We start from the raw sequence: 13932 nt of genomic DNA, 5'->3' as shown, positions 1-13932 counted from the left end.
ACAGGGTCAGTAATGAATAGCATTCGGATCGCCGTGGTCGGCATCGGCAACTGCGCGAGCTCGCTCGTCCAGGGCCTCGAGCATTATCGCGAGGGGGGCAAACGACCAGGTTGGCCTGATGCATTTCGACATGGGTGGCTACAAGCCGAGCGACATCAAGGTCGTCGCGGCCTGGGACGTCGATCGCCGCAAGGTCGGCAAGGACGTCGCCGAGGCGATCTTCGCCAAGCCCAACTGCACCGCGGTGTTCGCACCGAACGTCGGCAACACCGGCACGATCGTGAAGATGGGCAAGAAGCTGGACGGCGTTGCCGACCATATGGCCGACTTCAAGGACGACCGTACGTTCCTCGTCTCCGACGCCGCCGAGCCGACCCGTGAAGAGGTCATCGCCGAGCTGAAGGCATCGGGCGCCGACGTTCTCATGAACTACCTGCCGGTCGGTTCGCAGGAAGCGACCGAGTTCTACGCCGAATGCGCGATCGAAGCGGGCGTGGCGTTCGTTAACAACATCCCCGTGTTCATCGCGTCGAACCCGGTCTGGGCGAAGAAGTTCGAGGACGCCGGCGTCGCGATCATCGGTGACGACATCAAGGCACAGCTCGGCGCGACGATCGTTCACCGCGTGCTGACCGACCTGTTCGCCAAGCGCGGCGTGAAGCTGGATCGCACCTACCAGCTCAACACCGGCGGCAACACCGACTTCCTCAACATGTCGAACCATCGCCGTCTCGAGTCGAAGAAGATCTCGAAGACTGAAGCCGTCCAGTCGGTCGCGGCAGAGCGCATGGACGACGACAACGTCCATATCGGTCCGTCGGACTATGTGCCCTGGCAGAACGACAACAAGGTCTGCTTCCTGCGCATGGAAGGCCAGCTGTTCGGCGGCGTGCCGATGAACATCGAGCTGCGTCTCTCGGTCGAGGACAGCCCCAATTCGGCGGGCGTCGCGATCGACATGATCCGTTGCGCCAAGATCGCCAAGGACCGCGGCATCGCCGGCGTGATCGACCCTGCATCGGCGTATTTCTGCAAGCACCCGCGCACGCAGATGACCGACGATCTCGCGCAGATCGAAGTCGAGCGGTTCATCAAGGCCGCCTGACATGATCGATACGCCCCGGATTCAAACGGCGATCATCCTCGCCGCCGGGGAAGGCAGCCGCCTTCGCACCTCCGCCCCGTACAAGCCGCTCTGCGCGGTTGCGGGGCGGCCGCTGATCGCCCACGCGCTCGAAGGACTGGCCGAGGCCGGTTTCGCGCGGGCGATCGTGACGGTGAGCTACGGGCGCGAGGCGATCGAATCGTATCTCGGTAGCCGGCGCTGGTCGTTGAAGGTCGAGACGGTTCTCGCGGATCACCGCGAACCCAATGGCGTTTCGGTACTGGCGGCGCGAGATGCGCTCGGCGGTAGCGAAGCGATCCTCGCGATGTGCGACCACCTCGTCAGTTCCGAACTTTACGCCCGCATGGCAAGGGCCGGCGCTGGCGGTGGTCTGCGCCTCGGCATCGACCGACGGCTCGGGCACGACTGGGTCGACCCGGAGGACGTCACCTGCGTCGCGACCGAAGGCGACCGCATCGTCGCGATCGGCAAGGGGCTCGAACCGCACGACTGCTACGACACCGGCGTATTCGCGATCGGCCCTGCGCTGTCGGATGCGCTCTCCACCTTGGCAAGCCCGTCTTTGACGGAAGGCGTCCGCCTGCTGGCCGCACAGGGCCTGGCTCGGATCGTCGATTGCAGCGACATCGACTGGATCGACGTCGATGACGCTCCCGCGCTGGCGAAAGCCGAAGCGTGGATGGCGACTAAAGCCGACGCGGTCGCCGCTTAACTGCCGTTCTCCTGCGAAAGCAGGAGCCCAGGATACCACCCGATACGCGCGTAACCCTGGACTCCTGCGTTCGCAGGAGAACAGTGGCTAGCCTGCGACCTCGACCCGAGGATCGGGCACGTCCAGCGTCGCGCACGTCCCGACCGCAGCGTTCTCGATCGTCACAGTCCCGCGCAACTGCCGCGCGAGGCTGCCGATCATCCGCATCCCAAGGCTTTTCCGCGATGCCGTCTTCAAGTCGAAGTCGGCCGGCAACCCGCCGCCCTCGTCGGACACGGTCAGCACGATCCGCCCGTCAGCACTCCGCACCGTGACCAGGATCACGCCACCATCGTCGCCATACGCATATTTGATCGCGTTGGTGACCAGTTCGGTGACCAGCAGCCCCATCGGGATCGCCACGTCCGCGCTGATTAAAATAGCCTCGATATCGCAATCGATCCGGTGGTTGAGCGACTGCTCGCCAAGCCCCGTCGCGATCCCGCAGACCAGATCGTTGAGCGCAACGATGCCGACCTGATCGCCACGCCACAGCTGGTCGTGCGTCTGCGCGATCGCGGTGATCCGCGCCTGGGCGTCGCCGAGCAGCCGGCGGATCCGCGGATCGTCATCTTCCTGCATCTGGAGGTTGAGCATCGCCGAGACCAAAGCGAGACTGTTCTTCACCCGGTGGCTCGCCTCGCGGGTGAGCAACTCCTGATGCTCCATCGCCTCGCTCAGCCGCTGCTCCGCCTGCTGCCGCTCGATCGCCACGCCTATGAGGTTCGCAAACCCCCTGCATGAACGCGAAGTCGGCGGGCTCGAACTTGCCCTCGTCAGGGCTGTCGACCTCCAGCACGCCGAAGCGCTTGCCCGACGTCTCCACCAGCACGTTGATAGCGCGGCGGATATTGTGCTGCGCCATGAACTCCGGCGTCCGGAAACGCTGCTCGTTCTCAAGGTGGTTCGAGATCACCGGCAGCCCGGTCTCCAGCGCGAACCCTGCCGGCGAACCGAGATCGGTCCGCATCTCGGTCGACCCGACCACTCCCGGCGCCCAGCCGATCCCGGCGCGGACCAGCAGGGTGTTCTGTTCGGGACGGTATTCGAGGAACTTGCAGTATTTCGACCGCATCCCCTCGCCGCACAACTCGGTCGCGCGCTGCAACATCGGCTGCAGATCCCGCGCCCGAAGCGCCTCGATCCCGAAATCGGCCAGGATCGACTGCTGGCGAAGACGATATTCCAGTTCGCCTGCGCCAGGGGGCTGATCGCCGCCGGGAGATTGTTCGATAACCGTCATACTCACTCGATGTTACTGGCAATAAGTCTCGTCACGCCTGCCGCATCCAGCAGGCTCAATCGCCCACCCTGAAATCGCGGATCATGCGTGACCTCCGCGATTGCCCATTCGGGGCTGACGATGGACATCAAAGCGACCGCGTCGTCCTGCTCGATCTCGGCGAGTTCGAGCCCGGCGAGCGCTCCTTCGAACAGGTCGATGCCGAAGTTCGCGCCCACCGGATACCGGCGTTTCCTCAAAGATCGTGCCGGCAGTTTCGCCAGCAGGTCATACTCGTCCCGATCGAGATACGTCGTGACCGTCGGCCTGCTCAGCACGTCGGCAGCGTCGTATTTCTTGCCGATCTTCAGGACCACGCGCCCCGAGCCGCTATCGGTCATGGCGCGCAGCCTCAGCCGCGTGCCCTCGATGTACCGGTCCTCGATCAGGATATACGGCGCATCGGCCAGATCGGGCCGACGCGCAGGGTCGACGAGAAACCGGCGCTCGCGCTCGACGTGCGCGTATTTGTGAGCGACCAGTTCCTCGTCGAGCCCCCGCAACATCGGGTCAGCGCGTCAGCTTCTTATAGGACAGCGCGGTAGGACGATCCGCCGCATCGCCCAGACGGCGGCGCTTGTCCTCTTCGTAGGATTCGAAATTGCCCTCGAACCATTCGACATGGCTGTTGCCCTCGAACGCCAGGATGTGCGTGGCGAGACGATCCAGGAAGAAGCGATCGTGGCTGATCACCACCGCGCACCCTGCGAAATTCTCGATCGCTTCCTCGAGCGCGCCCAGGGTCTCGACATCGAGATCGTTGGTCGGTTCGTCGAGTAGCAGCACGTTGCCGCCGCGCTTCAACATCTTGGCGATGTTGACGCGGTTGCGCTCGCCGCCCGAAAGCTTGCCGACGTTCTTCTGCTGGTCCTGGCCCTTGAAGTTGAACGCCCCGACATAGGCGCGCGTCGACTGGTCGAACCCGTTGACCTTCATCGAGTCGAGGCCGTCGGAAATCTCCTCCCAGACGTTCTTCTTGTCGTCGAGATGATCGCGGCTCTGGTCGACATAGCCGAGCCGCACGGTCGAACCCTTGTCGATCGTGCCGCTGTCCGGCGTCTCCTGCCCCGTGATCAGCTTGAACAGCGTCGACTTGCCGGCGCCGTTGGGACCGATGACGCCAACGATACCGCCCGCGGGCAGCGTGAACGAGAGGTTCTCGAACAGCAGCTTGTCGCCGTAAGCCTTGGAGACGTTCTCGAGCTCGATGACCTTGCCGCCGAGACGCTCGGGCACCTGGATGACGATCTGCGCCTTGCCCGGCGAGCGGTTCTCCTGTGCGGAGACGAGGCGTTCGAAGTTGGCGATACGCGCCTTGGACTTGGTCTGGCGCGCCTTGGCACCCTGACGGATCCATTCGAGTTCGTTCTTGATCGCGGTCTGACGACCGGATTCCTCACGATCCTCCTGCTCAAGGCGCTTGGCCTTCTTCTCGAGATACGTCGAGTAATTGCCCTCATACGGGAAATACTTGCCGCGATCGAGTTCGAGCACCCAGCCAACGACGTTGTCGAGGAAATAGCGGTCATGGGTGATCATCAGCACCGCGCCCGCATAATCCTTCAGATGGTTCTCCAGCCACTGGACGCTTTCCGCGTCGAGATGGTTGGTGGGCTCGTCCAGCAGCAGGATACCCGGCTTCTGGATCAGCAGGCGGGTCAGCGCGACGCGGCGCTTCTCACCACCCGACAGCTTGTCGACCGGCCAGTCGCCCGGCGGGCAACGCAGCGCTTCCATTGCAACCTCGAGCTGGTTGTCGAGCGTCCAGCCGTCGATCGCGTCGATCTGCTCCTGAAGCGTCCCCATCTCCTCCAGCAGCGCGTCGAAGTCGGTGTCGTCCTGGGGATCGCCCATCTCGGCGGAGATCGCGTTGAAGCGATCGACCATGTCCGCGACACCGCGCGCGCCGTCCTTGACGTTCTCCAGCACGGTCTTGGTGGCGTCGAGCTGCGGCTCCTGCTCCAGATAGCCGACGGTAACGTTCTCGCCCGGCCAGGCCTCGCCGGTATAGTCCTTGTCGATGCCGGCCATGATCTTGATCAGCGTCGACTTGCCCGCGCCGTTGGGGCCGACGATGCCGATTTTGGCGCCATGATAGAATTGCAGATTGATGTTCGACAGCACCGGCTTGGGCGCGCCGGGGAAGGTCTTCGTCATGTCCTTCATGACATAGGCGTATTGGCCGGCCACGGGGGTCTCCGTTCGGGTGTTCGTGAGGGAGGGATTGATCTGCGCATGTAAGGGCAGCCGCGAAGGTTGGCAACGCGCGAGCTGGGACCTAACGAAGGAGGCCGACACCAAGGGGAATTGCTGATGACGCGTATCGCACCATTTCTGGCGGCCTGTGCCGCAATCACCGCCGTTCCTCTTGCCGCGCAGCGTACCGCCGCCCCGGCAACCGCGGTCGACGCGAAGGTTGCTGCACTGCGCGACAAGGCGCTGACCGACGATACGGCGTACAAGATCGTCGAGGGGATCACGACCGAGGTCGGCCCGCGGATGACGGGCACCGAGGCGGCGCCACGGGCGCGCGCCTGGTCGGTCGCCAAGCTGAAGGCGCTCGGGTTCAAGAACGTGCGGATCGAGCCATACCAGTTGCCGGTATGGTCGCGTGGTACGGAGAGTGGTGAGCTGGTCGCCCCCTATGCGCAGAAGCTGCATCTGGTCGGCCTGGGCAATTCGGGCGCGACGCCACCGGGCGGGCTGACCCTGCCGATCGTGTACTTCCCGACGTACAACGACCTTGCGCTCGCTCCTGATGGCAGCCTGAAGGGAAAGATCGCCTTCGTGTCGAACGCGATGCAGCCGACCCAGGACGGGTCGAGCTATGGATCGCATGGCACCGCGCGCTTCGTCGGACCGAACGTCGCCGCCAAGAAGGGCGCGGCGGCGATCGTGATCCGGTCGATCGGCACCGATCACGGCCGCGGGCCGCACGCGGGCAACACCAATTTCGACGCGGGCGTGACGCCGATCCCCGCCGCCGCGCTGTCGGTCGCCGACGCCGAGCATGTCGAGCGGCTGGTGAAGCTCGGCAAGCCGGTGACGCTGAAGCTGGTGCTGGAAGACAAGCAGGTCGGGATGCGCGAATCGGGCAATGTCGTCGCCGAAGTCCCCGGCACCGATCCCAAGGCCGGGATCGTGCTGGTCGGTGGCCATCTCGACAGCTGGGATCTGGGCACCGGCGCGATCGATGACGGCGCGGGCATCGCGATCACCGCGGCGGCCGCCAAGATCGTGATGGACGGCGGCCAGCGCCCGCGTCGCACGATCCGCGTCGTCTGGTTCGGCGACGAGGAGAGCGGCGGCTTCGGTGGAGCCGCCTACGCCAAGGCGCACGCCGGCGAACGCCATGCGACCGCCGCCGAATCGGATTTCGGTGCCGATCGCGTCTGGCGGTTCGAGAGCAGCCTGCCCGACACCGCCAAGCCCATCGAGGATCGCCTGGCGGTCGCGCTTGCCCCGCTCGGAATCGTCCGCGGCGCCGATGCCCCGCACGGCGGCACCGATGTCGGCCCGGTGATCGCCACGGGGGTCGCCGGAATCGACCTCAACCAGTCGGGCCTGCGCTACTTCGACTACCACCATACGCCCGAGGACACGCTGGATCTGATCGACCCCGAACAGCTCCGCCAGAATGTCGCGGCCTGGACCACGGTGATCGCGACAGTGGCCAATGCGCCCGAGGAAATCGGGTCAATTGTGCCCCAGAAGTGACGAATTGCATGAACCAATCTGTCATCGTTCTGCCGCAAACCTTGCGGACAGATGAATTTAGCGGATTGACCGCCCGCCGGGGGCCGCTATTTGACGTGACTTCGCGACGGCAATCGGGTCGGCCGCGAGTGAAACTATGCTTGGGAGCATTCGAATGAAGAAGATCGTTCTGATCGCTGCTGCCGCCGGCCTGATGTCCGTCGCAGCCTGCAGCAAGTCGCCAGAAGCCGCCGCAGTTGAGAACAACGCGGACATGCTGGCTGACAACATGGAAATGCAGGCTGACAACATGGACGCCATGGCGGACAACACCTCGAACGCAGTCGCTACCGACGTGCTCGAGAACGCTGCTGACAACATGAACGCAGCTGCCGACAACGTCCGTGACGCTGCCGACGAGAAGACCGACAACATGAACTAAGACCCTGTCGGGCGTTCGCGCTCGATAGAGTATTAGTGTCGGAAAGGGCGTTCCTTCGGGAGCGCCCTTTTTCTTTGCCGTTTTGCTTGTGCGCCCTTTTGCGGGCCGATCGCTTGCGCTAACGCAGGCGCCGGTGGGGCCTGTAGCTCAACGGTTAGAGCTGGCCGCTCATAACGGCTAGGTTGCGGGTTCGATTCCTGCCGGGCCCACCAACCCCTCTCCCCTCATTGAGCCAAGCGCTTGAAAACCGATGTCGGGTTCGAGACCTTCACGACGTGCAGTGCATGCCGATGTTGCTGAAACCGCAGAGCGCCGGTTAGTCCGGTACATCAGATTTCCGTCATCACGCCCTGATAGACAGGCTCTTCCATCGCGCGGCCCGCACCGATCGCGACGCAGGTCAGCGCGTTCTCGGCGACCGTGACGGGCAGCCCCGTCGCGTCCGACAACACTTCGTCGATCCGCGCGAGCAGCGATCCGCCGCCCGTCATGACGATGCCCCTGATCGCAGATGTCGGCGGCCAATTCGGGTTCGGTCTTTTCCAGCGCGGTCAGCACGGTTTCGACGATCTGGCCGATCAGATCCGCCAGCGACGCCGCGATATCCGCCTGCGTCACCTCGATCTCGCGTGGCACCCCTGCACGCAGGTCGCGTCCCTTGACGCGCATGACCTCGCCGATCCCATCCTCCGGCATCCGCGCCATGCCGACCGCCAGCTTGACGCGCTCTGCGGTGGCTTCGCCGATCATCAGATTGTGCTTGCGACGAATCATCGAACTGATCGCCTCGTCCATCTTGTCGCCGCCGACCCGCGCCGACGTGCTGTAGGCAAGCCCTCGCAGCGACAGCACCGCCACTTCGGTCGTGCCACCGCCGATATCGACAACCATCGCCCCGACCGGCTCGGTCACCGGCAGTCCGGCACCGATCGCCGCCGCCATCGGTTCTTCGATCAAATACACCTTGCGCGCGCCGGCATTGGACGCGGCCTGGCGTATCGCGCGACGCTCAACCAGGGTCGCGCCTGACGGGATGCAGATCGCGATCTCGGGATGGCGTGGCAGTCGGCTGGGCCCGCCATGCGCCTTTTCGATGAAGAACTTGATCATCTGCTCGGCGACGTCGAGGTCGGCGATCACGCCGTCACGCATCGGCCGGATGGTCTCGATCCCGTCGGGCGTCTTGCCCATCATCAATTTCGCTTCGGCGCCCACCGCGCGCACCTGCTGGACGCCATTGCGGGTTTCGATCGCCACCACGGACGGTTCGTTCAGGACGATGCCCTGACCGCGCAGATAGACGACGGTGTTCACCGTTCCGAGATCGATCGCCATGTCGTTCGACGGGCGGCTGAACAGGCGAGGAAGACGCATGGGCTGTGACAATCTGAAAGCGTGCGCCCGTTACCGTGGCCACTGTATGAAACCATATGCTGTCGGCGTAGTGCGATCCGCGTCAATCGCTCTGCGCCCGGACGGGCGAACCCAACGACGATCACGACGGCATTCTCAATACGGTGTCATCGATAGGGTCGCGGTGGGATCCGAACGGCGTATTGCACTGGGCAAGGCATGCCCCTCGCCGCCCGTGCCGATGAACGGATCGACCACGGGATATGCCTTACGCGCACCCGCCTGCCGTCATCCGATCGGCAGGTCGAACAGCAGTTCGCGGACGTAGCGCACTGGCGGCGAACCATGCGCAAGCAGCGCGTCGTTGTAGCGCTTGAGATCGAACGCCGCGCCCTGCCGCTTCTTCGCCTCTTCCCGCAACGCCATGTGCTCCGAATAGCCGGTGAAATAGCTCAGCAACTGCGTCGAGCCGAGCGACGCACGGACCCATTTGCCCGCCGCCTCGCGCTCCTGCTGGAAAGCGGTGTGCGTCATCAGCTGCATCGCCTGTTCGCGCGTCATGCCCTCGGTGTGGATGCCGATGTCGAGCAGCGAGTTCGAGATCGAGCGCAGCCGCATCTTGAGCACGGTGAGCTTGAACAGCGGATCGCCGTTCAGATAGCCCTCGTCCGCCATCATGCCCTCGGCATAGACCGCCCAGCCCTCGATGAACGGCCCCGAGCCGAGCACCGCGCGCAAAGTCGACTGTGTCGCATTGGCGTGCGCGAGCTGGAGGTAATGCCCCGGCATCGCCTCGTGCACAGCGAGGTCGTGGATCATGTAGTCGTTATATTCGCTGAGGAACGAGGTCGCCTGCGCCTCGGTCCAGTCGTCGGGGATCGGCGAGACGGCGAAGAACGTGCCGAGGTTCTTTTCCAGCGGGCCGGGGGGAATCGCAGTACGCGACCGCGACGCCCTGCTGGAACTTGGGCATCGTGATGATCTTCACCGGGCTGTCGGGCATCCCGACCAGCCCCTTGTCGCGGACGAAGGCGGTCGCCTGCGCCAGTGCCTTGGTCGAGGCGTCGATCATGCCATCGCGTGCTGGGCGCTTGGCGTAGGTGAGTTCGAGCGCGAGCTGGATCGCGGCCTGTTGCTGCGCTTCGGACGGCTTGTCGGGAAGCAGCAGCGCGCCCTTCTTGGCGCCGAAGATCTGGCGCGCGATCGCGTACATCTGCGCGCGCGTGTCGACGATCGCGGCCTGCGCGCGGCGCTTGATCTCGGCGCGGGTGAGGTCGGATTGCAGCGCGAAGCCGAGCTTCTTGTCGTAGAGCGCCGCGCCGAGGCGGAAGTCGCCCTTCGCGCCGGGCACGAGCGTCTTGTCGAGCCAGACCTGATGCTCGGCGACCGCCGCCTTCAGTTTGACGAGCGCGGCGTCGAACCGCTTGGCGTCCGCTGCAGACAACTCGCCCTTGTGCGGCGCGAGCATGCTCTCGGCGATGTCGACGATGCCGCTGTTCTGCTTCGCCACGGTCGTCGCGTAGATCGACGGCACGCGCGCCACCACGATGTTGGCGCGCGCCTGCGCCAGCAACGCGGGGAGCGCCGCCATCCGCGCGGTCGCCGCGTTCAGCCGCTGCGGCCACGGCGCGAAGTCCCGCGCGGCGAGCGAATAGAGCGAGCTGCCGGCGATGTCGTTATAGACCTGCGGATCCCACGCCCACCCGCCGAGCGTCTCGGTATCCCAGATGTCGTAGCGCAGCACATTGTCGAGCAGCGCCGCGTCGACCTGCTCCTCGCGCGACAGGGCTTTGCGGTCGATCCGCTGGAGATCGGCGAGCATCGCCTTCGAGAACGCCTCTCGCCTGGCGCGTCCTGCGGCGGACATGTCGGTGATCTGCGTGTCGAACCGATGATCGCCGAGCGATGTCGCCGACGACGGATTTAGGCGGGCGAGGCCATCGACATAGCGCATCGACAGCGACGCGAACGCCGAAGTCTCGTTCGCTTTCGCGGCCAGCACGGGCGCAGGGATAGATGAAACCGGCAGCGCGAGCATCGCGGCGCCGAGCAACAGACGGAAATTACGCATCATGAATTCCTGACGATCAGCGCTGTAGCGCGAGTTGTGCGTTCAGATAGACGGTGACGAGCGCGGCGCGCTTGGCGTCCTCGATCTTGTCGGCGCCCGCCGCGTGGCCGCCTTCGGGGTTCTCGTAATAGAAGAACGGGTCGCCATACGCTTCCAGCCGCGCGGCGAATTTGCGCGCGTGGCCGGGGTGGACGCGGTCGTCCTCGGTCGAGGTGTAGATGAACGGCACCGGGTATTTCACGCCGCGGTTCAGGTTCTGGTAGGGCGAATATTTCGAGATGAACGCCCAGTCCGCGGGCTTGTCCGGGTCGCCATATTCGCCGATCCACGATGCGCCCGCCGACAGATGCGAATAGCGCTGCATGTCGAGCAGTGGAGATCCCATCACGATCGCGCCGTAGAGATCGGGACGTTGCTCCATCGCGACGCCGACCAGCAGGCCGCCGTTCGACCGGCCGGATACCGCGATCTTCCGCTTGGCGCTGACGCCGGTCCGGACAAGATCGTCGCCGACCGCGTGGAGATCGTCATACGCCTTTTGCCGGTTCTCGCGCAGCGGCATCTGATGCCAGCGCGGGCCGTACTCGCCGCCGCCGCGGATGTTGGCGAGCACGAACGCGTTGCCCTCCTCGACCCAGAACAGCCCGGCCGGGCCCGAGCGATAGGGCTGGTCGACGAGATAGGTCGGCGTCTGCGCATTGCGGAACCCGCCGTACGCGTGGACGAGCGCAGGCACCGGTCCCGTCGTGCCTTTCTTCCGCACGAGGAAATACGGGATCTTCGTCCCGTCCTTCGACGTCGCGAACCGCTGTTCGACCTGCATCGTCGAGGCGTCGAACCGCGCGGGCAGCGTGTCGACCGTCACCGGCTTGGCATTGGGGCGGACGGCATAAAGCGCAGGCGGGCTGAGGAAGCTCTCGACAACCGCGAACGCGACGTCGTCCTTGCCCGCGGTCGCCTCGAGGTGGATCGTCGACGCGGTCGGCAACACCGCGACGCCTTGTGACCAGACGCCGTCCGCGCCGCGCGTCAGCGACACGAGCCGGCCAGAGACGTCGTCGAGCATCTTCACCCACAGCACCGACTTGCTCGAATCGACCTGCTCCACCGCCTGCGTTGCGGTCGGCACCAGCACGCGCTCGATCGTCGGCGCGCGGCCCGCCAGCACGTCGGCGACGCTGTACGCCACGACCGACCCGCTCGGGATCCCCTTCCAGTCGGACGCCAGCGTCGCGATCAACCGGCCATCGAGGACAGCGTTGATCTCGGCATCGTCGGGCAACGGCGACGGCACCAGCCGGCCATTCTCGACGATATGACTGCGCTTCGAATGGAAGAAATCGACGTTGCGCGACACTAGCGGATAGCGCCGGTCGCCATCGGTGAAGACGTTGGTCTCGATCCCGACATCGTCCGGCGTCGCGCTCGTCACGGTCGCTGCCGAAGCAAGCGGCGTGCCGCGCTGCCACCGCTTGACGGTCCGCGGATAGCCCGACTTGGTGAGGCTGTCGGGCCCGAAATCGGTCGCCACGTACAGTGCGTTAGGCCCGGCCCAGTTCAGCCCGGTCTTGAAGCTCGGCACGACGAAGCCGTCGGTCACGAACTTGCCCGAGGGAATATCGAACTCACGCTCCTCGACCGCATCGCCGCCGCCGTTCGACAGCGCCACCATGCAGCGATCGTAGGACGGCGAGCGGCACGTCGCGCCCTTCCACACCCAGCTCTTGCCCTCGCCCTTACCCAGCGCATCGACGTCGATCAGCGTCCGCCACACCGGCTTGCCGCTGGTGAACGAGGCGAGCGAGGCCACCCGCCAGAGGCCGCGCACGTTGGTCTTGTCCTGCCACAGGTTCAGCACCTGATCGCCGAGGATCTGGTCGGGTGTCGCGATCTGGCGGTCTGCCTGCAACAGGTCGAGTGCGCGCTGGCGGTAGCGCGCATAGCCGGGCTTGGCTTCGAGCGCGGCGAGCGACTGCGTGTTCCACCGCTTCACCGTATCGAGCGCACGCGTGCCGTGAATGTCCTCGAGATACGCGTTCGGATCGGTAGCGGGGACCGGCGTCTGGGCCAGCGCGGTCGTCGAAAGGGGCCAGCAAGGCCAGGAACGGCAGGCGTCTTTGCATCATCACTCTCTTTTCGTTCGATGATGCGACCTTAGGCAACGCGGTCCGCTACGCCAGCCCCTTCTCTTCAGATCATTCCGCCTCCAGCGCGAGCAGTGCAAACGTCGCCAGCCAATGCTCGCCCATGTAATCGTCCGCGAGATGCGGCAGCGCCTCTGCCAGGTGCGCGTCGGCGATCGCGCGCGCGGCAGCAGGATCGGAGAGTGGATCGGCGATCGTCCGCCAGCACCACGCGCGCGACAGGTTCAAGCCGTCGAGATGCGCGAGGCGGCCGTCGGACCGGTCGCTGACGATCGCGGGGGAGCGCAGGCACGCCGTCGCGCGACCGAACGGCTCGGGCAGGAACGCCGCCAGCCACGGCGCGAACTCCACGCCGAGCACGTCCTTCATCAACGCCGCCTCGCACAGCGTCGCCGACAGGAAATCCTCTCCGCTAGGCTCGAACGGCCGACAGTCGCGGTCGTCGCCATACCAGTCCCGCGCGCGCGCCCCGATCAGTGCGGCGAGCGACGCGTCGTGCGTCCGCGCCCAGCGTAGCGCGTGGACGAGGGCGAAAGCAGTGCAGTCGTGCTTCCCGCTCCGCACCGGGTAGATCAGCTTCGGCAGATACGCCGCGAACCGCGCCGCAAACGCGCGTGCCAACGACTCGACCGCCGTTGCCCATGGCCGATCGGGACGCAGCGCGAGTTCGTCATGCAGCGCCAGCAGCCACCCCCAGCCATAGGGCCGCTCGAACCCGCCCGTACCCGGTCGATCGAGATACGCCACCTCGCCCACGATCAGCGCGGGCACCAGCATCCGGTCCGCCAGCGCCTCGACCGCGGCGGCCTCCGCCATGTCCGGATACAGCCGCGCGAGGCGCATCACCTGCCACCAGCCATGCACGCAGCTATGCCAGTCGAAACTGCCGTGAAACACTGGATGCAGCGTCTTCGGCAATGCCAGGTCGCCGGGCCCGTCGAGCACCTGGTCGAGCTTGTACGGCCATTCGCGGGTCAGATGCCCCAGCGTCAGCCCGGCAAATCGTGCCGCCGTCGCCTGGTCGAGCCGCTGTGTCATCGTGTCATCCCACATCGTTCGTCGGACAT

General features: G+C 65.3%; 11 protein-coding genes, 1 tRNA gene and 2 pseudogenes. 5 read left to right on the top strand and 9 right to left on the bottom strand.

From position 1 onward, the window contains the following. Positions 1-12 precede the first annotated feature (12 nt). Positions 13-1105: pseudogene (locus NHF48_RS21380) on the top strand (inositol-3-phosphate synthase). A 1-nt stretch (position 1106) separates the two neighbouring features. Next, the gene (locus NHF48_RS21375) at positions 1107-1838 is read left to right on the top strand and encodes an NTP transferase domain-containing protein (protein WP_253072241.1); all 732 of its coding nucleotides are present in this window, start codon (positions 1107-1109) and stop codon (positions 1836-1838) included. A gap of 87 nt (positions 1839-1925) precedes the next feature. Here the strand turns inward: NHF48_RS21375 and NHF48_RS21370 are convergent, their stop codons facing one another. The 4 genes from NHF48_RS21370 to ettA are packed head-to-tail and all read right to left on the bottom strand — an operon-like array spanning position 1926 to position 5349. Then, the gene (locus tag NHF48_RS21370) at positions 1926-2504 is read right to left on the bottom strand and encodes a sensor histidine kinase (RefSeq protein WP_253072240.1); all 579 of its coding nucleotides are present in this window, start codon (positions 2502-2504) and stop codon (positions 1926-1928) included. Further along, positions 2446-3120 carry a GAF domain-containing protein gene (locus NHF48_RS21365; RefSeq protein ID WP_253072239.1) on the bottom strand — a complete coding sequence of 225 codons (675 nt, stop codon included), beginning with the start codon at positions 3118-3120 and terminating at the stop codon, positions 2446-2448. Before NHF48_RS21365 ends, NHF48_RS21370 begins: the two co-directional genes overlap by 59 nt. A 2-nt stretch (positions 3121-3122) precedes the next feature. Continuing rightward, positions 3123-3665, bottom strand: a complete 543-nt coding sequence (locus NHF48_RS21360; protein ID WP_253072238.1) for a hypothetical protein — start codon at positions 3663-3665, stop codon at positions 3123-3125. Between the two features lie 4 nt (positions 3666-3669). Continuing rightward, positions 3670-5349: an energy-dependent translational throttle protein EttA gene (ettA, locus tag NHF48_RS21355; RefSeq protein WP_056062887.1), complete on the bottom strand. Its 1680-nt coding sequence runs from the start codon at positions 5347-5349 to the stop codon at positions 3670-3672. Between the two features lie 123 nt (positions 5350-5472). Between ettA and NHF48_RS21350 the strand changes: the two genes are divergently transcribed. The 3 genes from NHF48_RS21350 to NHF48_RS21340 all read left to right on the top strand — a co-directional run bounded on the left by NHF48_RS21350 (position 5473) and on the right by NHF48_RS21340 (position 7509). Beyond that, positions 5473-6876 (top strand): M20/M25/M40 family metallo-hydrolase, encoded by a 1404-nt coding sequence (locus NHF48_RS21350; RefSeq protein WP_253072237.1) that lies wholly within the window; start codon positions 5473-5475, stop codon positions 6874-6876. 154 nt (positions 6877-7030) lie between these two features. Continuing rightward, on the top strand, positions 7031-7297 hold the full coding sequence (locus tag NHF48_RS21345; RefSeq protein WP_031393308.1) for a hypothetical protein: 267 nt from the start codon (positions 7031-7033) through the stop codon (positions 7295-7297). 136 nt (positions 7298-7433) lie between these two features. Next, positions 7434-7509, top strand: a tRNA-Ile gene (locus NHF48_RS21340). Positions 7510-7626: 117 nt separating this feature from the next. Here NHF48_RS21340 and NHF48_RS21335 read toward each other — a convergent pair. The 5 genes and pseudogenes from NHF48_RS21335 to NHF48_RS21315 all read right to left on the bottom strand — a co-directional run bounded on the left by NHF48_RS21335 (position 7627) and on the right by NHF48_RS21315 (position 13903). Then, positions 7627-8671, bottom strand: a pseudogene (locus NHF48_RS21335) (rod shape-determining protein). Positions 8672-8938: 267 nt separating this feature from the next. Beyond that, positions 8939-9568 (bottom strand): DUF885 domain-containing protein, encoded by a 630-nt coding sequence (locus NHF48_RS21330; RefSeq protein WP_253072510.1) that lies wholly within the window; start codon positions 9566-9568, stop codon positions 8939-8941. Next, positions 9477-10721 (bottom strand): DUF885 family protein, encoded by a 1245-nt coding sequence (locus NHF48_RS21325; protein WP_253072236.1) that lies wholly within the window; start codon positions 10719-10721, stop codon positions 9477-9479. The genes NHF48_RS21330 and NHF48_RS21325 overlap by 92 nt, the downstream gene beginning before the upstream one ends. A 16-nt stretch (positions 10722-10737) precedes the next feature. Next, positions 10738-12714: a prolyl oligopeptidase family serine peptidase gene (locus tag NHF48_RS21320; RefSeq protein ID WP_253072235.1), complete on the bottom strand. Its 1977-nt coding sequence runs from the start codon at positions 12712-12714 to the stop codon at positions 10738-10740. A gap of 202 nt (positions 12715-12916) precedes the next feature. Further along, complete coding sequence (locus tag NHF48_RS21315) at positions 12917-13903, bottom strand: DUF2891 domain-containing protein (protein WP_253072234.1); 987 nt, start codon at positions 13901-13903, stop codon at positions 12917-12919. Positions 13904-13932 lie beyond the last annotated feature (29 nt).

This window comes from Sphingomonas sp. H160509 (assembly GCF_024124765.2).
In the GTDB taxonomy this organism is placed as follows: Bacteria; Pseudomonadota; Alphaproteobacteria; order Sphingomonadales; family Sphingomonadaceae; genus Sphingomonas.
The sequence above is the reverse complement of the archived record's forward strand: the minus strand, read 5'-3'. Positions and strand labels throughout refer to the sequence as shown.

Coding starts and splice junctions, on each gene's coding strand:
- NHF48_RS21375 (WP_253072241.1), top strand. CDS start 1,107: ATGATCGATACGCCCCGGATTCAAACGGCGATCATCCTCGCCGCCGGG.
- NHF48_RS21365 (WP_253072239.1), bottom strand. CDS start 3,120: ATGACGGTTATCGAACAATCTCCCGGCGGCGATCAGCCCCCTGGCGCA.
- NHF48_RS21360 (WP_253072238.1), bottom strand. CDS start 3,665: ATGTTGCGGGGGCTCGACGAGGAACTGGTCGCTCACAAATACGCGCAC.
- NHF48_RS21350 (WP_253072237.1), top strand. CDS start 5,473: ATGACGCGTATCGCACCATTTCTGGCGGCCTGTGCCGCAATCACCGCC.
- NHF48_RS21345 (WP_031393308.1), top strand. CDS start 7,031: ATGAAGAAGATCGTTCTGATCGCTGCTGCCGCCGGCCTGATGTCCGTC.
- NHF48_RS21325 (WP_253072236.1), bottom strand. CDS start 10,721: ATGCGTAATTTCCGTCTGTTGCTCGGCGCCGCGATGCTCGCGCTGCCG.
- NHF48_RS21315 (WP_253072234.1), bottom strand. CDS start 13,903: ATGACACAGCGGCTCGACCAGGCGACGGCGGCACGATTTGCCGGGCTG.